The following is a 20,057-nucleotide window of genomic DNA, read 5'->3' on the forward strand; positions in this document are numbered from 1 at the left end:
GCGGTATTAGCAGCCGTTTCCAACTGTTATCCCCCGGTATGAGGCAGGTTCCCCACGCGTTACTCACCCGTCCGCCGCTCAGTCACTGAAAAATCATTCCGAAGAAATCTTTTTCAGCGCTTCGCTCGACTTGCATGTGTTAAGCACGCCGCCAGCGTTCATCCTGAGCCAGGATCAAACTCTCATAAAAAAGATTGATTCGTTCAGAATTAACACTTGGCTAATTCATCCCTTTTTACTGTTTTAAAGGATCGTAATCAATTTGTTATCTCCCTGCTAGGCAGTTCAATAACCCGTTGAATACTTTCGATCGTTCAAACAAAAATTTAATAAAACTTCATTTGAATTTTCGAGGATGTGTTTTACTGTTCAGTTGTCAATGTTCATTCTGTGTTACTTCTGTGCTGTCGCTGTATTTCGGCGACAAATGATACTTTAACACCGTAGGGCACGAATGTCAACCATGAATTGTAGATTTTTGAAGAATTTTTTTATCACTGATATTTCCTTCAAATATGCGTTTTTCACCCAGCGGCTCAACATGCCGCATGCTATTGTACCTATTGTTCAGGCAATTTAGGCATTTGTTGTGTCATCCTCAAGCTGATCGCTCCCACGGGCAGGTCTGTGCGGTTCTGATTGCCTGGTGCAGATCGTAACCATACATCATTTTATCCTTTGGATCAACGAACCCGTGCACCTTTTGTGGAACCTGTTCACACCAGAGAAAAAGGGATGCGCCGGTGAGACGTTTTTCTCAACCGACGCCATGATCTTCGATCCCGCTGAGATAAGGCGGGTATTTCAGCTTCACTCCAGATTAAGTTTCCTATCGAGAACGATCCAGGTAACGATACTATAAATTGCAATTATCACAATACACCCCAGCAAAACGGACACCTCCGCTCCGATTGATCCCATCGCACGGAATAAACCCGGAAGGTTAATTGTTATGAAAAGGCTGCTGCCCAGAATGGCCATTATGATCAATTCCAGAATCTCAAATCCTATATACGTCAGAACCGCACCGATAATTCTGTGATCCGACCATAAATGTCCGATGGATATGGCCGCATATATCCGAACGATCGCAGCAACAGTCGAGGCAATCACGATAAGAACTCCCAGCACAATAGTTGCCGTATACGGTGCCGCCGCTTCAAAAACCCTTGAGACAATGCTGCTGATTTCGATTTTCTCCACTTCCTCAGAAAAAGACGGGATCAGGAAAAATGGAATGACCGATGCAGCTGCCACGATTACGCTGAACAGGCTCCAGATAACAGAAGAAATAACCTTCGCCCAGATCAGGCTTCCCGTTCCCGTCGGCAGGGAAAACATCAGATATCCCTCCCGCCCCAGAAGATTTGTGTAAAAGCGCACTACAGAAAGAATAATCGTAATAAGGAACACTGCCGCAATCAAAAGTACAAGTATAATGGTAAGCGCAACAGATCCAGCCGCACCTTCCGGGGCCGAAAACAGACGGAAATCAATGCCAAGCAGTACCGCAACCACTACGATCGCCAGATAAACCGGAAACAGGATCCTTCCAAAAGCTTTCATTTCATAACCGATTAACTTGCTCAGCATGCGAATACCTCCCTGAAATAATCATCGATGCTTCTTCCCGTTTCCGCGCGGAGATCATCTGCGTTCCGGTGAAGAAGGACTTTTCCGTTTTGAAGAAAAATCACCTCATCCAAAATCGATTCAATATCTGTAATCAAATGTGTAGAGATCAGAACCAATCCGTCCTCGTTATAGTTTTCCAATATTGTATGAATAATGTAGTCCCTCGCCGCCGGATCCACACCGGCAAGCGGTTCGTCCAGCAGATATACCTCTGCCTTGCGGCTCATGCACAAAATCAGCTGCACTTTTTCCCGGGTACCCTTCGACATCTTTTTAAAGTTCAAATTGTAGTCGATTTCCAGCTTATCCATCAGATTTTCAGCCTTAACCCGATCAAAATCGCTATAGAAGGCTTCAAAGAAATCCAGCAGCTCTTTTACCTTCATCCAATCCGGAAGAAAATCCCGGTCCGGAAGGTAGGAAACAATTTCCTTTGTTTCCTTTCCCGGCTGCAATCCGTGAATTAAGATCTCTCCGGATGTCGGCGTAAGCAGCCGCTCAATCAGCTTGATGAGCGTCGTCTTTCCACTTCCGTTCGGCCCTGCCACCCCGATGATTCTCTGTTTCTCCAGAGACAGGTTCACTCCATTCAGCGCGACCTTCGCCCCATATTTTTTTACCAGATCCCTGCATTCTATTTCTGCCATTATTTTTCTCCTTACATCCTTTTCTATGAAAAATAAATATGATTTTCATTCACTGCTCTTATTAACATTCTCATCTTCCTGTGGTCTCCACCGGCTGACTTCAGAAATGATTTCCTCTCTTGACATACCAAGCCGCGAAAGCTGTGTAAACAATTCCTCCACATACTTCTCACTCAGGCTGCTTCTTAATTCCTTCATCTTCGCCTCATCCTCCGTCACAAATCTTCCGCTTGTCCGCTGTGTATAAAGCAGCCCTTCCTGCTCCAGCTGCGTCATCGCACGCTGCATTGTATTCGGGTTCACCCCTGCCTGCGCAGCAAGGTCTCTGACCGAAGGCAGCTTGCTTCCCGGCGGAAGCAGTCCGCCAGCAATCCGGGTTTTTATTCCTTCCATAATTTGAAGATAAATCGGAATACCGTTCTTAAATTCCCATGCCATCTGTATAACCACCTCCCTACGGCCTTGCAATCATCTCTTTCGCATGTCTGTATTAGTTCCTTAGTACACTAGAACAATATCACGAGTACTCGTCTGTGTCAATAGATTAATACAATATGACAAAAAATAATTTCAACATGATTCTACATGCAGACAAACATTCATTTTTGTTCTTTGTAAGAAGCAGTACACATCTGAAGATTCCGCGGTATTTTCCATCATCAACGAGATAAAACACGCTGCGCGAGTTTTATCTCGTTATCGCGACGCTCGCCGCACACGAATACTTCGCATTCGGCTGCGGCTCACTGTTCGCGTAAAAAAAGACCTCTGCAGTATCCGCCTGAGGTCTCCTGAATCAAATGCTTTCTATTCTCTTTTACTTTTTCCTTTCCACTTACTGCGGTTGCGCAAAACAAAACTACAAATAGAAGCATGATGCTGCTTTTCCCAAAGAAAAATGCAATCACGTACAATAAACCCGTGGCAAACTGCGTCATCATCAGTGCTCTGTGGCCGGACGTGAACTACTCCGACTTCTATAAGTCGGAGTAGTTCACCCGGAGAATTCTCAGGTAATACTTTTGAGCATACGGGCAGGTACGCCTCCAACAACCGTGTTTTCAGGTACATCACGCACTACAACCGCACCCGCTGCGACAACAGAATTATCTCCGATGGTTACTCCCCTGGTAATCACTGCATTTGCACCAATCCAGACTCTTTTTCCAATATGGATAGATGCGGGATGCATCTGATGTCTTTTTTCCGGGTTGAAATCATGGTCCAGTGTTGCAAGCACAACTCCTGGCCCGATCAGGGCATCATCGTCAATAAAAATTCCGCCCTGATCCTGAAATTTACAATCAGAATTGATGAAGACGTTTTTTCCTACTGTAATATTCTTTCCAAAATCCGTATAAAAAGGAGGAAACAGCCCAAATCCCTCTCCTACCGGTTTTCCGATAATTTTGGAGAAGAGCTCCGCGATTTCTTCCGGCTCATGAAAACCGGTATTTAATTCCATGGTCAGCTTCTGGGATTCGCGGCTATAGTAACGCATAGTCTCTATAGCCTCCTGATTTTCGCCAATGGTATCACTGGTTTTAAAGTACTCAATAAGCTTGCTTAGTCCCATCAATATTCTCTATCTCCTTCATTCTGTGATACTTCTGCTTCTCCCGATACATCCACTGATCCGCAATTGACCTGAGCTTCTCCGGATCGTTTCCATCCCTGGAAGAAAGCGCATATCCCGCACTAATACTGACATAAATCAGATGACTTCCCACAACAACCGGCGCCTCAAAAAAGGCTTTGATGCCCCGAATGATGTCCCCATATCCGTCCTCCGTAAAATCATCTGTTACAAGAAGAGCAAATTCATCCCCGCCAAGCCGATAAGCTGCATATGGCACCGACGCAGAAAGCCTCTTAGCCACCTCCACCAGAACATCATTACCGGTCTGATGACCATATTGATCATTAATCTTCTTGAAGCAGTTGAGATCAATATAAATAATTCCGAATCCACATCCGTTCGACGCTGCCCGAGCGGCAGCGGCAGCGGCATCCGTGCCAAACCTTCGTCCGTTTAACAGCATGGTAAGACTGTCATGCTCTGACATCGACACAAGCTTTTTCCGGTCCTCTGAAATCATCAGAACCAGATACACCAGCACCGTGATCAGAACACAGATTACCGAGCCGAAATAACAGTAATTTTTCAAGGAATCGGTAACCTGCCAGCCTTTTTTCGGCGTCACATCCAGCCGCCAGGTGCAGCCACCATTTACAAAGGAAACCGTCTCAGGCTTCACCAGGTATCTTTTTGAAGAATTCACCAGATGATATTTTGTGTCCAGCGGATTTGTCTTATACAGGTGGTAATCATATCCGAAGGAACTCAGGGAATTCAGCGCTGCCTGAAATGCCTTGGAAACACGGATAATCGCAATGGTAAAGCCCCAGAAGTGCTTCTTCCCGTCCTGCCCATACAGATAAACAGGATTCCGCACCACGATACATGAATCGCCCTGCTTCATCTCTATCGGTCCCTGAACCACAATCGCGCCAGATGTTTTGGAATACTCACATATTTCCCTTGTTTCCTTATCCTGGAAAAGATCTTTCTTATCCGAGTATCCGGCATCCTCAGGATATGTCTCCTTGACGATTCCATCCGGAGCCAGCTGCAGGCAAGCCACTTCATTACGGCCGTACAGCATATTCCTGGAAATCATGGTAAAATTCCGGATTTCTTCACTGTTGCTGTCCTGCAGCAGTAATTTCAGCGTCTGCGTGATATCCTTGCACTGATCAATGTCTGCGTTAAGCTCGCTTATCCGTGCCTGCTCGCTCAGACGACACATCTCTCTCATCTGTGCTGCGGATTTTCTGCGTACCGCCCCGATAAAGAGCCATAATGCAGCTGCACATAGCAAAAAAACGATACCGGTAATGATCCACCTTTTGCGGAGTGCGCTCCTCTTCATCTTTGTCTTTTTGTCCAAATTTTTCTCCTTCTGCGCAAATACTTTAGTATATAGTAACATATTTTGTCGCAGAAATCACGAATAAGAGGAAAACAGCGTGTAATTTTCAGATAACACATTGCTCTCTGTAAAACGTCATCTAAAGCCTCTTTTTCAGGCCCATTTTCGCAGCTATTCGGGCATTTCAGGGCATGAAAAAACCGCCTGATGAAATCAGACGGTTTTGGTCTGCGGAAGATGGGACTTGAACCCACACGGTATTGCTACCACAAGATCCTTAGTCTTGCTCGTCTGCCAGTTCCGACACTTCCGCATTTATTCATTTTGTTATCGCTGTTATTCTCGCCGACAACGAATATTATAATAGCACCTGTACCTGGATTCGTCAACAGTTTTTTTGAAATTTACAAGAAAAAATTCCAGTTTTTCTCGCGCCCGTCATCTGTCCTTCTCAGCATAAAAACAGCCCGGCGAAAAACGCTGCGGACTCACATTTCAATCAACAGTCTACTCGGACTCTGTGGCTTTGGATTCCATTCCCACCGGTCTCTTTACCATGAAGTACCACACTGCCTGACTGATCACCAGTGCTACCAGAAACCCGCCGATCACGTCAGACGGGTAATGAACCCCCAGATACATCCTGGAGTACGCGACCAACACTGCAAGGATGACCAAAGGTATCCCCGCTTTCCGCGGCAGCATGTGTACAGCCGAAAGCGCTACGGCAAAGCTGTTCGCCGTATGTCCTGACGGGAAGGAATAGTCCGTCGGCAGTTTTCCGATCGGCATCAAAAAGTTGAAGGCATCAAAGGGTCTTATACGCGCAAAGAGCAGCTTCATCATCAGATTGACAACAATTGCCTCAATCACGAGTGAAACCGCGGCCACCTTCCCCGCATCCCTTGTCTTCCGAAATACCAGCAGAAGAATCGTCAAAATGAACCAGCCGAAAAAACCGAAGGCGCTGATTCCCTGCATAATCGGTGTCATCCACGAAAAGCGCAGGTGATCCCGGAAGAATACCAGTACCCGCACATCCATTGCCGTAATTGATGAAATCATTCTTATTCCCTTTCTTCTTTTAACCAGAAAACCGCCAGGACGCGCCGCCATTCGTTCTCCCGCCATTACAACGAACCACAACACAGCGGGCATCGCGATCTCACGCGCGCATCGCGATGCATAGTACGACAGCCACGCGGCTCCGTCTGTCTCAGATAAGTTTCATGATGTCGTGCACCGTAATATACGCAATAAATGCCAGCAACGCCATCAGACCATAGAAATTGATATTTTCCTCGATCTTGCGGTTGACCGGCTTCCTTCGTATGCCTTCAATAAGCATCAGAAGAAGTCTTCCTCCGTCAAGAGCCGGAAGCGGAATCAGGTTCATAAATCCCAAAGAGACGGATATCATGGACATTACGCTAAGAAGTGTGAAGAGAGCCGCTGCCGGCGATACCTCTGCCGCGGCCGCGCTGTAGGTGTCTCCTACCGTTTTGACGATTCCCACCGGTCCGGACATGTCATTTATGCCAAACGTTCCGTTCAGCATCCCCGCCAGAGACTTCCAGGCCATCTTGATCCAAAAGATCACTTCGTAAAAGGAGTAACGAATTACGCCGAAGAATCCCTGCCTTACGCGGGCAGACTGATAGGAAAAATTCAACGTGGCAGTAACCGTCTTTTCCGGAGTTACCGTCACCGTCCCTTCTTTTCCGTTTCTCTCATAGGTGATCTCCACGGGAGATCCGTCCAGAGGATGCTCCTCCAGATAATTGCTGATATCTTCCGTGCTGCGGACCTTTGTCCCGTTCAGCGCAGTTACAATATCGCCCATTTCAAGGCCTGCCTTCCGGGCAGCTGTTCCCTTATTCACCATGGTCAGCTGAAGGCCGCTTCCGTCTTCCGCCTCCTGCCAGTGAATTCCGAGCAGGTATCTCGTCTGCGATAACGGTTGATAGCTGACCCGGACGTTCTTTCCGTCCCGCCTTACGACAAGCGTAACCTTATCTGTCGGAATCTCCTTCATCAGAAGGTCCATATAGAAGTCTCTGGAATTTACGATCCACTCTCCATTGTACGATACGATTTCATCCCCCGTGCTAAGGCCCGCCTCTGCCTCCGGCGTGCCGGATGGAACCTCTGCGACTACCGCCGGATCCGCTCCCATCGCACCGACAATCACAAGAGACAGCAGAAATGCCAGAATAAAATTGAAGACGGGTCCTGCCGCGACTACAAGTGCTCTCCTCCACACCGGCGCACCGATGAAGCTGCCGGGGATTTCCTCCCCTTCATCTTCATTCAGCATCGCGCAGGATCCTCCGAAGGGAAGAAGACGCCATGCAAAGACTGTTCCGCTCTTTTTGCTTTTGAACGACAAAATCTTCGGTCCCATGCCGATGGCAAACTCTTCAACAACGATGTGATTTTTCCGCGCCAGGATAAAATGGCCGAACTCATGAAAAAGGACGACAAGTCCCAGCACCAGGATTCCGATGATATATTTCAATACGCTTCCCCTATATTATTTGTTCCATTCTTCTGAGATCCGCCTCCTGGTCTCTGCCTCAACACTGAGGATCTGTCCGAGATCCGGATTCTCAATCGTTCTGTGTCTGTTCATTGCCCCCTCGATAATGCGGTAGATATCCAGAAAACCGATTTTGTGATCCAGAAACAGAGCCACGGCCTCCTCGTTTGCGGCATTGAAGACCGTCGGCATTGAGCCGCCTTCTTTCGCCGCCTGAATTGCAAGCGGCAGACCCCGGAAGGTTTCCATATCGGGCTCATCGATTTCGATGGAGCGCAGCTTTGTGAAATCAAGCCGCTCTCCCGGAAGATATCTTCGCTCCGGATAATAAAGCGCATATTGAATTGGCAGCCGCATATCCGGAGAACCGAGCTGCGCCATAACCGCCCCGTCTTCAAATTCTACCATAGAGTGAATGATGCTCTGTGGCTGGACAACGACCTGAATTCTTTCCAGCGGCACATCGAACAGCCATCGGGCCTCCATGACCTCAAGACCTTTATTGACCAGTGTTGCGGAATCAATGGTAATTTTTCTTCCCATTGACCACGTCGGATGCTTCAAGGCATCCTCCGGCCGGATGTTCGAAAGCTCTGCTGTTTTTTTACCCCGGAAGGGTCCTCCGGAAGCTGTGATGAGGAGCTTGTGAACCTGCCTTCTGTCTTCACCGTGCAGGCATTGGAAAATCGCGCTGTGCTCACTGTCAACCGGAAGGATCCGCACCCCCTTCTCCCGCGCCAGCGGAATGATCAGATGCCCCGCTGTCACCAAGGTTTCCTTATTGGCAAGGGCAATATCTTTTCCGGCCTCAATGGCAGCCAGTGTCGGGCGGATCCCGATCATTCCTACAATGGCAGTGACCAGAATGTCCGCATCCGGCATCACAGCCAGCTCCAGAAGTCCGTCCATGCCCGACAGCACTCTTGTATCCGTGTCCCGGACTCTGATTCTGAGCTCCTCCGCCGCCTGCCCATCGTAGATAACCGCAATCTCCGGATGGAATTCCCGTATCTGCTCTTCCGCCTTGTCTGCATTGTGTCCCGCGGAAATTCCAACCACGCGGATATCCCCATTGTTCCTCACCACATCCAGCGTCTGGGTACCGATTGATCCGGTCGAACCCAGAATGGCTATTTTTTTCATTCCTGCCTGCTCCTTTCTGCCGTGCTTCTGCCCGCTTCACCGGCGTCACCACCAGGATGATGCACACTTCACCGGCGCTTCCGCCCGAACTATGCTCACCTCGCCGGTGCTTTCGCCCGAACTATGCTCACTTCACCAGCGTCACTGCCAGAAAATAGATGATCGGCGCGGTAAAGATCACACTGTCAAAGCGGTCCAGAACTCCGCCGTGACCGGGAATGAGCTTCCCGTAATCCTTGATATCGGCATTTCTCTTGATTGCAGATGCCGAGAGGTCACCGACCATCGAGATCAGCGCCCCGATGAGACAGATGATCATGTATTCCATTACCGGCCCCTGCGTGAGAAGCGCATAGATCATGCCGAGAATCGTTGCTCCGGCGACTCCCCCGATCGCTCCCTCGATGGTCTTCTTCGGGCTGAGCACCGGCGCCATCTTATGTTTGCCGAATAGTCTCCCCGCGCAGTAGGCGCAGGTATCGCATCCCCATGAGCACAGGAAAATAAGCCAGACAATAAACTGTCCTCCCTCAAGGCAACGGGTCTGGTAGACGAAGGAAAGCATGACGCCCACATAAATCACCCCGAAATACGTCTCCATAATCTGACGGGCATTGTACTTCGGATAAGAGAATACATAGACGAACATCACGATGACCAGGCTGCAGATGATCGCGAACACCTGATAACTGCCCCACATATAGACGAGGCTCACATAGTAGAGAATCACTGAAATATATCCGAACAGCTCAAGCATATCGATGGTTCTGCCGCCCCTGTGAATACCGAGGGCACGATACAGCTCGAATGTGCCGATCAGAGCCAGAGCGAGAGAGATGAGAAAGAGCACCCACCCTCCGGCATTGATCCCCATCAGTGCGATCAGAACCAGGATCACACCGCTGACCAGTCTTGTGAGAAAAGAATTTGTCGTCTTTCTTGTCAGATACTGAACGACAAGCATCACAAGTACCCCGACAAGGCCGAGAATATAAAACATTAGTATTTCCTCCCTGCTGTCCTTACTTTGCGTTTCCGAATCTACGGTCCCGCCCGTTATACTTTTCGATCGCCTCAATCAGATCCTGCTTATGAAAATCAGGCCATGCCACATCGGTAAAATAGAATTCCGTATATGCCAGCTGCCACAGTAAAAAGTTCGAGATCCTCTGCTCGCCGCTTGTACGAATCAGGAGGTCCGGATCTGGTATTCCGGCTGTATCCAGGTATCTCTCAAAGATCTCTCCGGTCACCCGGCCCTCCGGAAGCTTCCCGTTACTGGCATCCTCCGCAATCCTTGTAACCGCGCGTTCGATCTCATCTCTCCCACCGTAATTCAGGGCAATCTGAAAATACATTTGATCGTAATCTGCAGATGCCTCCTCAACCTCGCGGATCTCTTCCTGGAGATCCGGTGCAAGTGCAGAAGGATCACCGATAATCCGCACTTTCATCCGGTTCTTGTGCGCTTTCATCTCGACACGCCTCAGATACTTCCGAAAAAGATTCATCAGCACCTTCACCTCATCCGCCGACCGTTTCCAGTTTTCGGTGGAAAACGCATAGACCGTGAGATACTTTACCCCCATTTCGCAGATCTCATCACACATCTTCTCCAGGTTATTGCAGCCGACAATATGGCCGTAGCTGCGCGGCATTCCTCTGCGCTTTGCCCATCTTCCGTTACCGTCCAGAATAATCGCAATATGGTTCGGGACCTTCAGGCCCTCAAGCTGGTCTTCTTCTTTCATTTCTTCCTCCAGCTGCAGCAATTAGCAGCAAGCATAGAAAGAAGCTGCCGCGCGAAACACCTTTTTGCACAATGCCCCGGAGCAAAACCTCTGCGGCAAATTATACAACAAGCATTTCGTACGTCAGCTCCCCCTCATTTCTGTTTCACGAAGCCGTCTGTGCCGATCAGACTTTCATCAGCTCTTTGGACTTCTCTTCCACAGCCTTGTCGATTTCTTTGATTCTCTTATCGGTCGCCTTCTGAAGGTCATCCTGAAGCTCCGCGATGAGGTCCTCGGACAGATCCTCGGATTTTTCCAGTTTCTTGAAAGCCTCATTGCCATCCCGGCGGATGTTGCGGACAGCCACCTTGGCTTCCTCGCCCTTCTTCTTTGTCTCCTTTGTGAGCTCCTTACGTCTCTCCTCCGTCAGCTCCGGGAAAATCAGGCGGATCACTTTACCGTCCGTATTCGGATTAATGCCAAGATCGGACGTCTGGATTGCCTTGATGATCGGTTTGATCATCGAAGATTCCCACGGCTGAATCTGAATGATTCTGGCCTCCGGAACCTGAATATTCGCCACCTGATTCAGTGGTGTCGGAGCGCCGTAATATTCAACCGTGATACGATCCAGGACATGGGGATTCGCACGGCCGGCACGAATGGCACCGAGCTCATTTGCAAGGTTTGCGAGTGTCTTCTCCATTTTGGCATCGTATGCCTTTACTCTCTCATTCATTGTAAATTCCTCCCTGGTCTCTTACACGGTCACCCTTGTCCCGGTGATCTTCCCGTGCGCAGCATTGACGATGCTGTCTTCCCCGTCAAGACCGAACACCACCATCGGCATCCTGTTCTCCTTCGCCAGAATCGATGCGGTCATATCCACCACCTGAAGCTGTTTGTCGATGACCTCCTGAATCGAAACCTCATCGTACTTCCTTGCGTTCGGATTGCTCTTCGGGTCGCTGTCATAGACGCCGTCGACAGCCTTCGCCAGAAGCAGTTCGTCAGCATCGATTTCAATCGCGCGGAGAACAGCGGTCGTATCTGTCGAAAAATACGGGCTGCCCGTTCCTCCGCCATAGAATACAACCATGTTGTGCGCAAAATACTTATTGCTCCGGTCCTTCGAGAAAAGCTTCGTGATTCCGCCGATCTCAAAGGGTGTCAGAACCGATGTCATCATCCCCTGTGACCGGAAAATCTCGGACACATAGATGCAGTTCATAACCGTCGCAAGCATACCGATCTCATCCGCCTTCGTGCGGTTGATATTCTTGCTGGAGCGGCCTCTCCAGAAGTTTCCGCCTCCGATAACAATCCCGATCTGGAAGCCGTCATCCACCAGTTTCCGAACCTGTTTTGCGACACCTGTTACAACTTCCTCGTCAAATCCAGTCTTCCTGTCTCCTGCAAGCGCTTCTCCGCTGAGCTTCAGCAATAGTCTTTTCATGCACGATCTCCTTGTTCTTCTTCTGTTTACGGGCCCTGCCGCCGATGATTCGTACGGCAACTGCTTATATTATAGCATAAAGGAATTCTTTATCGCTATAAAATCTGACGATTACAGCTGTGAAACAACAAAGATATCATAAATCGCCTTGATCGCCGTCTCAAAATCGCGGTTTTCCACGCCAATGATGATGTTCAGCTCAGAGGAACCCTGGTCGATCATCTTGACATTGACATGAGCGTGGGCCAGCGCGGCAAAGATCCGTCCCGCGGTTCCTCTGGTTCTTCTCATACCTCTGCCCACAACCGCGATCAGTGCCAGATCAGATTCCAGCTCGATCATGTCCGGATGAACGGATCTGTGAAGCCCCGCGATAACCTGCTGCTCGTGCTTCTCAAATTCATTCTGGTTGACATACACGGAGAAGGTGTCAATGCCGGAAGGCGTATGCTCGAACGTCATCCCGCAGTCCTCGAACACCTCAAGCACCTTACGGCCGAATCCGACCTCCGCGTTCATCATGGCTTTCTCAATCGTGATGGAAGCGAATCCCTTCTTGCCGCCGATACCGGTGATGGTATATTTCGGCTTGTTGCAGGTGTTCTCGACAACCATTGTGCCCGGATCCTGCGGACGGTTTGTATTTCGAACATTGATCGGAATTCCTTCCTTTCTGAGAGGGAAAACCGCATCCTCGTGGAGAACCGTCGCTCCCATGTAGGAAAGCTCGCGCATCTCACGATAGGTAATCGTATTGATGGTAACCGGATCCTTGATGATTCTCGGATCCGCCATCAGGAAGCCAGATACATCCGTCCAGTTTTCATACAGATCCGCATGAACCGCCTTTGCCACGAGGGATCCGGTGATGTCGGACCCGCCCCGGGAGAAGGTCTCCACTGTACCGTCCGGCTTTGTGCCGTAGAATCCCGGAATCACCGCATGCTCAAGAGGCTCAAGCACCGCACCCATCTGTTTATCTGTCCTTACCGCGTCAAACTTTCCGTCTTCATCGAAGGCCACAACTCTTGCGGCATCGACGAATTCATATCCGAGGTATTCCGCCATCACAATTCCGTTCAGATACTCTCCCCTGGACGCAGCGTAGTCGGTTCCGATCTTGCTGCGGAAATTTTCGGCGATTGTCTCGAACTCGCTGTCCAGATTGAGAGACAGGCCCAGACCGTGAATGATCTCATCGTAACGATCGCGAATATTCTGAAGCGCGTCGGAGAAATCCTGATCTTCCTCCGCACGATGGTAGCAGTCATACAGCATATCGGTAACCTTGGTGTCATTGCTGAACCGTCTGCCGGGTGCCGACGGGACAACATAGCGTCTGCCCTCATCCGCCCGGATGATATCTCCGACCTTCTTGAACTGCTCAGCATTTGCGAGAGAACTGCCACCGAATTTCACTACTTTTTTCATTCCTGTTGTCCACCCTTCAAAAATGTGTGTCTTATATATGAAACAGTTACGTCTTCACCCTTCTCTGCCAGCATCCTGAGCAGCTGATCAAGCTGATTCTTCACGGAATCATCGACAAACCACAGCCTGTCTCTGCCTTTCTTCCAGTACTCATAGGGAGCACAGTCATTATAGCCGTCCCCCAGATATACTCTGGATGCACTGATGCGGTCCGCGACCATTTCCGCCACATATTTGCGGGGAATCGGCACGCCTTTGATGATTGTATCACAGTTTATACCATAGTCAATCCAATATTCGAAATGGTGCTTGTTGCGCCCCTTATGATGAAGCCAGGCAAGGGAAACTCCTGTAGCCTCGCGTTCCGCGTTGTTCGGGCTTCTGGTTCCCTGCCAGTATCTCGCCCCCTCGCGGAATTCCGTAGGCGAATACTTGGACAGATCATGCACAATTCCCTGCCAGTAAAGCCCCATACGGAAACAATAATGAAGAACCAGGCACTTGTGATATGTAATTGTCTTGAAATGCTGCCACGCGTAATTATTCTTCATTTCCGCACCGCCGCTAAGATCACGATACTTCTCGGAGATACCTCCACTGCCTTCTCGTCTGAATCGATTTCCGTCTCCGTACCTTCCTCCGGGAACGCCTGCTCACGCGACGTATCCGCGCTGATAACCCACCGGAAGTCTTCCGGAAGATCCGGAAGTGCGAACCGCTGCGTCAGCCAGTACATATTGTATGCGATATAGATCGTGTCGTCCGCTGTTCCGTCCGGCTTCTCCGCATACTGCCCGCAGTACATGACGCCGAATCCTGTCTTCGTCTTTCCGGAGGCGCTCATCCATGCCACCTCGCTGTGAAACGAAAGATCCGGGAATCCGCAGGCCTTATAGTCCGCCATCCGCAGCACCCGTGCGGATCGAAGAACCGGATGTTCCCTGCGGAACGCAATGGCCTTCCTGACAAAATCATGCATCTCTCTCGCCGATTTTGATCTGCTCCATGTAACCCAGCCGGTGCGGTTGTCCTGGCACCAGGCATTGTTGTTGCCCCCCTGGCTGTTCTCCATCTCATCCCCTGCGTAGACCATCGGTGCTCCCTGGCTGGTCATCAGCATCAGAAAAGCATTCCTGAGCAGCTGCCGTCTCAGCGCACGGACCGCGCTCTTTCTGGACGGTCCCTCCTCCCCGCAGTTCCAGGTAAAGTTGAAATCTGTCCCGTCGTGATTCTGTTCACCGTTGGCTTCATTATGTTTTTCCTCATAGGAAACCATGTCATACATCGTGAAGCCATCCTGGTCAGCGAAATAATTGATGAACGCCTGGTCCTCGCTGTTTCTTCGGAGATACCAGCCGGCTTCGTCCGTGCCGACATCCGGATCGCCCTTCAGAAACCGGCGCATCGCCTGCTCGTAGGACGGATTCATAGCCGCAAGATTCCGGAATACCGGTTTTCTGCCTCCATACAGCACGGAGGTATCATAACCGGAGGTAATCAGCTTCGTTCTCCGAAGCAGGGGGTCAGTAACGGCCGCGTGAATCCAGCTCCCGTCGCCGACGAGATGGAAACCGTCCACCTTGAAGTGAAGGCGCCAGTAGCGAAGCACATCGGTGACAAGCCTTGCATCCGCTTCCGGAAGAAAATAGAACTCCGGGATGCATTCCAGGCCAGCCTCATGGAGGGCATCCACCATTTCCGCGAACTCCTTGTTCGGATTATCCGTGGCGCAGTAAGCCTTTTTCGGCGCGAAATATAATCCCTTTGTGTATCCCCAGTAATTCAAAACCGGGTCCGCACTATTCTCCGGTTCCTTCACCTGCACCTGCTGATCCAGATAGTAGTATTTTTCCTCATTGGATTGATTTTCGAAGGTATAGCACGGCATGAGGATCAGCGAAGTCACCCCCATGTCCTTCAGATACGGGATCATCTCCGTGACACCGAGAAATGTTCCGGGATGCTTCACGCCCGCCGGCCGGGTCTTTGTGAAGCCTCTCACGTGAAGTTTGTAGAAGATACTGTCCTCATAGGGGATATTGAGAGGCTCGGTTCCCGCCTTGAAATAGACCCGCATCGAACACCGGTACTCTTCCTCGCCGCTGACCGGATTTGTAATTTTCCGAACAGATCTGGCATACGGATCCGCCACGATCTTCCCCTCTACCCGATAATTGTATTCATACGCTGCCGAATTCTCCATCTCCACAAAGACGGAACTGATATCGCCGGTCCGGTATTTTTCCTCCAGGGGAATCACCTGACACGGCTCTATCTCCCCGGTATGATAGAGCAGAAGCTCCGCCCGCTTCCCTTCCGGAATCACGCAGGCGAACAGGTTTCCGTTCCGCACTCCGTTCGTCGTAATGCCGTGCACTCCAAGTCTTTCCGGATCTGATGGTGTTACCCTGAATTCTGTCTTCTCTGCCATTCTCTTCCTCCGGTTCTTCCCTGATCACAGACAGGTAAACCGCTTCACACTGTGTGCGCAGATGTGGCTCACCCGCCCGCGCATATTCGCACTTTCGTGCCGCTTGCGCGTCACTTCGCTGCTTCGCAGCTTCATCCCCATACCTGTAGTCAGATAGCCGGCTTCCCCGAATCCGACCTCATCCGGCTTGAAATCATATCGTAAGGTCCAGCTCAACCGGACAATGATCCGATCCCATCACATCGGTGTGGATAACCGCATCGCTGACATGATCCCTGAGATTATCGGTGATCAGGAAATAATCGATTCTCCATCCCGCATTTTTCTCACGCGCCCGGAAGCGGTACGACCACCAGGAGTACTCAATCTTATCAGGATGCAGCCAGCGGTAGGAATCCGTGAAACCCGAATCCAGAAGCTCAGTCATCTTTTCCCGCTCTTCATCGGTAAATCCGGCGTTTCTGCGGTTCGTCTTCGGGTTTTTGATATCGATTTCTTCATGTGCCACATTCAGATCCCCGCACACAATCACCGGCTTTTTCTCCGCGAGGGTGTGGAGATAAGCACGGAAATCATCCTCCCAGCGCATCCGATAATCCAGCCGTTTCAGTTCACTCTGGGAATTTGGCGTATAGCAGGTCACGAGATAGAACTTCTCATATTCCAGAGTGATCACGCGTCCCTCATGATCATGCTCCTCCACTCCGATCCCGTAAGTGACATTCTGCGCCTCCTGCTTTGCAAAAACCGCTGTGCCGGAATATCCTTTTCTGTCGGCATAATTCCAGTAGCAGTAATAGCCCTCCGGCGCAAAATCGATCTGACCGGCCTGAAGCTTGCTCTCCTGAATACAGAAGAAATCCGCGCCGGTGCTGTCGAAATACTCCTTGAATCCTTTTCCCACACAGGCTCGCAGCCCATTCACATTCCAGGATATAAATTTCATGCATACCTCCCGGTTATATATCTTTCCTTCATGCCATCCTCAGGTGATATCCGGCTTTGTTCGATATCGGATGACCCTCATGGTTTCCAGATCACGGTCCGCAGGTCCGTGGATCGGCAGCCGGTTTTCCCTGTACCGCTGGACAATGTCGAAAATCTCCCTGGTGATCACCTCACCCGGGCAGATCAGCGGAATCCCCGGCGGATACGGGATGATGCTTTCCCCGGCAACTCTGCCGACCGCATCTTCCCATTTCACCAGAATCTTCTCACTGTAAAAAGCTTCTCTCGGTGTCATTACCACCTGGGGAAGCACAGATGCGGCATGCCTGAGATAGTCCTCGCGTCTTCCGTCCGACAAGCTGTCGGAGAAGCCGTACAAGCTGTCCAGCTCCGTGATCCTCGCGTCCTTTCCTGTGGCCTTTCCGTTATTCCCCGAAATTTTTCCGTTATTGCCCGGCATTTTCCCATTATTCTCAGGGATCTTCCCGATTTCTTCCGCACTTTCCCTCGGAATGTCCTCTGTGCCGCAGCCCGTCTGTTCCCTCAAGATCTTCTTCAGTGTCTCTATCAGCCGCCGGATATCGTCGCCGTTATTTCCCCACGTGACGACTGCCACTACGTTCTCAAAATCTGCCAGTTCCGTGCTGACTCTGCCCTTATCATAGAGCAGTCTCTGCAGACGAAAACCTGTGATTCCTGCTCTCCTTGCCGAAAAAACGATCCGGAGCGGATCCAGCGTCAGGTGTTCCGGCACTTTTTTTCCCTTCCCGAGAAGCTCTTCCACAGGAATTCCCGCTGACTTTGCAGTCGCAAGGGCAATTTTTTCTTCCCCGGACATCTCATAACACACATCTGTCGTCAGTACATCCACGTAAGGAATCCGCGCAAGCTCCTCACGAAGAATGTCTGCCATCGCCATCGATTTGCTCATCAATTCTCCGCCGTGGAGCGCAAGGTTATGGCGTGCTCCGTCCAGAGAACCCATAAGAAGGTAATTCGGGCTCGTGCTCATCACGAGCTTCAGGCACTCATCCAGTCTCTGGCGTGAAAGAAAACGGCTCTTCCACTGAAGCATTGAACTCTGCGTCATACTTCCGGATGTCTTGTGAATGCTCTGTGCCGCTGCGTCCGCCCCTGCCCGGATCGCTCCTTCCGGCATCTCATCCGAAAAATACAGGTGGGATCCATGTGCCTCGTCGACAAGCAGAGGAATCCCATGCCGGTGACAGATGTCCGCAATTCTCCGCAAATTGGAACAGATCCCGTAATAAGTCGGGCTCACCACAAAGACTGCCCGGATTTCGCTGTCCCGCTCCAATGCTTTTTCAATCTCCTCTGGTTTCACCTCACCGGAGATATTCCATCCGGGAACTGTCTCCGTGTTTACCCATACCGGAACGGCTCCGCTCAGAATCAGGCCCATCAGCACGGATTTATGCGCATTCCTCGGAACCAGGATTTTTTCCCCGGGCTGTACAGAGGCGAGAATCATAGCTTCATTCCCACACGTTGTACCATTCACCAGAAACCAGCAGTGATCCGATCCCCAGATTTCCGCAGCCAGATCCTGTGCCTCCCGGATCGGCCCCGTCGGCTGATGCAGATCATCCAGTCCCTCAGCCTCTGTAAGGTCGCTCATAAACGCCCTTTCCCCGAGAACCTCCAAAGCCCTCAGATCTGCTCCGCGTTCAAAGCGATGCGCTGGAATACGGAAAAATGCCGGCCTTTCGCTGCGGAAATTTTCAATTGCGTCCAAAATCGGTGTACTATTCTGATTCACTTATGATGCCTTTCTGTCTTTCTTCCGGACTCACAAAAAATGAGACCACCGCATTGAGCCTACCCGTGAATCAAAATCTTCTCTGCTTATCCCGGTCCGCAGTACGTGTTCATCCTGCGGCCGGTCCGCTGATTCACTGTATGCATATCATGCGACAGTCTCATATTAGCATCAATTTTCTGTTAATTCAATTAACCTGTAAAAAGAACGTCACGGATTCACTTTTCTTCAGTCAACGTCTATCTCATGAACCCAGCCTTCCGGTCCTTCGATCTCTCCGTCCTGAATACCTGTCAGTGTGCTGCGAAGCTTTGTGAGAACCGGCCCCATCTTCTCCATGCCGCTCGGAATGTTGATGATTCTGCCATGGTCATTGATCTGTCCTACCGGGCTGATAACGGCTGCGGTTCCGCAAAGACCCATCTCCTCAAATTCCGGTACTTCACTGAACATAACCGGTCTGTGCTCCACCTTCATGCCCAGCATATTCTCGGCGATATAGCAGAGGGAACGGCGGGTGATGGACGGAAGAATCGAATCGGACTTCGGCGTTACCAGTGTCTTCCCGTTGTCCTTGATAAAGATTACATTTGCTCCGCCGGTCTCTTCCACCTTTGTTCTGGTCGCCGGATCCAGATACAGATTCTCGTTGAATCCCTCTCTGTGCGCCTCCATAATCGGGTGAAGACTCATCGCATAGTTCAGGCCGGCCTTAATTCCGCCGGTTCCATGCGGCGCAGCGCGGTCAAAGTCAGGAATACGCACAACAACCGGCTTTGCTCCGCCCTTAAAATACGGGCCAACCGGTGTTACGAGGATACGGAACATATACTCCTCAGCAGGCTTTACTCCGATAACCGCATTGTATCCGAACATATAAGGACGGATATAGAGCGTTGCGCCGGAGCCATATGGCGGTACCCAGTCAACGTTCGCCTTTACCACCTCTTCAACAGCCTTCACAAAACGATCAACCGGGAACGGCGGCATTTCCAGCCGTTTGCAGGAATCATACATACGCTGCGCATTCATATCCGGGCGGAAGCATACCACCTTGTTGTCCTTCGTTCTATATGCCTTGAGGCCTTCAAAGCAGGACTGAGAATACTGAAGAACCCCCGCGCACTCACTCATCGTAACTGTGTGATCCTTCGTCAGCCTGCCCTCATCCCACTTTCCGTCTCTGTACATGGAGACATAGCTGTAATCCGTTTCTCTGTAATTAAAGTCCAGGCTTCCCCAGTCAATATCTTTTGTAGCCATTGATTTGTCCTCCTAATGATAATCTGCTGATATTATACACCAAAATTTCACTTTGCAAACAAAAAAAGCGAAAAGGTTTACTGTATAAAGCCGTCGTCAGGCGGGCAGTTTTTGGGCA

General features: G+C 50.3%; 18 protein-coding genes, 1 tRNA gene and 1 rRNA gene. All 20 read right to left on the bottom strand.

The genetic code is table 11. The features are described 5' to 3' along the window. Positions 1–190 (bottom strand): 16S ribosomal RNA (locus tag ACTQ1O_RS01780); the annotation flags it as partial. 620 nt (positions 191–810) lie between these two features. Then, a complete protein-coding gene (locus ACTQ1O_RS01785) occupies positions 811–1,593 on the bottom strand; it encodes a hypothetical protein (RefSeq protein ID WP_441485861.1) in 783 nt (260 codons plus the stop codon). Then, entirely contained in the window at positions 1,587–2,282 is a 696-nt protein-coding gene (locus tag ACTQ1O_RS01790) for an ABC transporter ATP-binding protein (protein WP_441485862.1), read from the bottom strand. Before ACTQ1O_RS01790 ends, ACTQ1O_RS01785 begins: the two co-directional genes overlap by 7 nt. A 45-nt stretch (positions 2,283–2,327) precedes the next feature. After that, the gene (locus ACTQ1O_RS01795) at positions 2,328–2,720 is read right to left on the bottom strand and encodes a GntR family transcriptional regulator (protein ID WP_441485863.1); all 393 of its coding nucleotides are present in this window, start codon (positions 2,718–2,720) and stop codon (positions 2,328–2,330) included. A 571-nt stretch (positions 2,721–3,291) separates the two neighbouring features. Next, entirely contained in the window at positions 3,292–3,858 is a 567-nt protein-coding gene (locus ACTQ1O_RS01800; protein WP_441485864.1) for a DapH/DapD/GlmU-related protein, read from the bottom strand. Continuing rightward, positions 3,836–5,233 (bottom strand): diguanylate cyclase domain-containing protein, encoded by a 1,398-nt coding sequence (locus tag ACTQ1O_RS01805; RefSeq protein WP_441485865.1) that lies wholly within the window; start codon positions 5,231–5,233, stop codon positions 3,836–3,838. Before ACTQ1O_RS01805 ends, ACTQ1O_RS01800 begins: the two co-directional genes overlap by 23 nt. Before the next feature lie 211 nt (positions 5,234–5,444). Further along, positions 5,445–5,528: transfer RNA gene (locus tag ACTQ1O_RS01810), tRNA-Leu, on the bottom strand. Positions 5,529–5,722: 194 nt separating this feature from the next. Continuing rightward, entirely contained in the window at positions 5,723–6,280 is a 558-nt protein-coding gene (locus ACTQ1O_RS01815) for a phosphatase PAP2 family protein (protein WP_441485866.1), read from the bottom strand. Positions 6,281–6,431: 151 nt separating this feature from the next. Then, positions 6,432–7,733: an RIP metalloprotease RseP gene (gene rseP, locus ACTQ1O_RS01820; protein WP_441485867.1), complete on the bottom strand. Its 1,302-nt coding sequence runs from the start codon at positions 7,731–7,733 to the stop codon at positions 6,432–6,434. Between the two features lie 15 nt (positions 7,734–7,748). Then, a complete protein-coding gene (locus ACTQ1O_RS01825; protein ID WP_441485868.1) occupies positions 7,749–8,897 on the bottom strand; it encodes a 1-deoxy-D-xylulose-5-phosphate reductoisomerase in 1,149 nt (382 codons plus the stop codon). Between the two features lie 127 nt (positions 8,898–9,024). Beyond that, a complete protein-coding gene (locus tag ACTQ1O_RS01830; RefSeq protein WP_441486071.1) occupies positions 9,025–9,861 on the bottom strand; it encodes a phosphatidate cytidylyltransferase in 837 nt (278 codons plus the stop codon). 58 nt (positions 9,862–9,919) lie between these two features. After that, entirely contained in the window at positions 9,920–10,621 is a 702-nt protein-coding gene (locus ACTQ1O_RS01835) for an isoprenyl transferase (RefSeq protein WP_441486072.1), read from the bottom strand. Between the two features lie 193 nt (positions 10,622–10,814). Continuing rightward, positions 10,815–11,369 (bottom strand): ribosome recycling factor, encoded by a 555-nt coding sequence (frr, locus tag ACTQ1O_RS01840; protein ID WP_441485869.1) that lies wholly within the window; start codon positions 11,367–11,369, stop codon positions 10,815–10,817. A 21-nt stretch (positions 11,370–11,390) separates the two neighbouring features. Continuing rightward, positions 11,391–12,086: a UMP kinase gene (gene pyrH / locus ACTQ1O_RS01845; protein ID WP_441485870.1), complete on the bottom strand. Its 696-nt coding sequence runs from the start codon at positions 12,084–12,086 to the stop codon at positions 11,391–11,393. A gap of 111 nt (positions 12,087–12,197) precedes the next feature. Next, complete coding sequence (locus ACTQ1O_RS01850; RefSeq protein WP_441485871.1) at positions 12,198–13,517, bottom strand: aspartate kinase; 1,320 nt, start codon at positions 13,515–13,517, stop codon at positions 12,198–12,200. After that, the gene (locus ACTQ1O_RS01855; protein ID WP_441485872.1) at positions 13,514–14,068 is read right to left on the bottom strand and encodes a DUF5662 family protein; all 555 of its coding nucleotides are present in this window, start codon (positions 14,066–14,068) and stop codon (positions 13,514–13,516) included. Before ACTQ1O_RS01855 ends, ACTQ1O_RS01850 begins: the two co-directional genes overlap by 4 nt. Continuing rightward, positions 14,065–15,948, bottom strand: a complete 1,884-nt coding sequence (locus ACTQ1O_RS01860) for a hypothetical protein (RefSeq protein WP_441485873.1) — start codon at positions 15,946–15,948, stop codon at positions 14,065–14,067. Before ACTQ1O_RS01860 ends, ACTQ1O_RS01855 begins: the two co-directional genes overlap by 4 nt. Before the next feature lie 193 nt (positions 15,949–16,141). After that, entirely contained in the window at positions 16,142–16,894 is a 753-nt protein-coding gene (locus ACTQ1O_RS01865; protein ID WP_441485874.1) for an exodeoxyribonuclease III, read from the bottom strand. 39 nt (positions 16,895–16,933) lie between these two features. Then, positions 16,934–18,676: an aminotransferase class I/II-fold pyridoxal phosphate-dependent enzyme gene (locus ACTQ1O_RS01870; protein WP_441485875.1), complete on the bottom strand. Its 1,743-nt coding sequence runs from the start codon at positions 18,674–18,676 to the stop codon at positions 16,934–16,936. 228 nt (positions 18,677–18,904) lie between these two features. Then, positions 18,905–19,939 (bottom strand): branched-chain amino acid aminotransferase, encoded by a 1,035-nt coding sequence (locus ACTQ1O_RS01875; RefSeq protein WP_441485876.1) that lies wholly within the window; start codon positions 19,937–19,939, stop codon positions 18,905–18,907. Positions 19,940–20,057 lie beyond the last annotated feature (118 nt).

It is taken from the genome of Bilifractor sp. LCP21S3_A7 (assembly GCF_052118825.1).
In the GTDB taxonomy this organism is placed as follows: Bacteria; Bacillota; Clostridia; order Lachnospirales; family Lachnospiraceae; genus Bilifractor.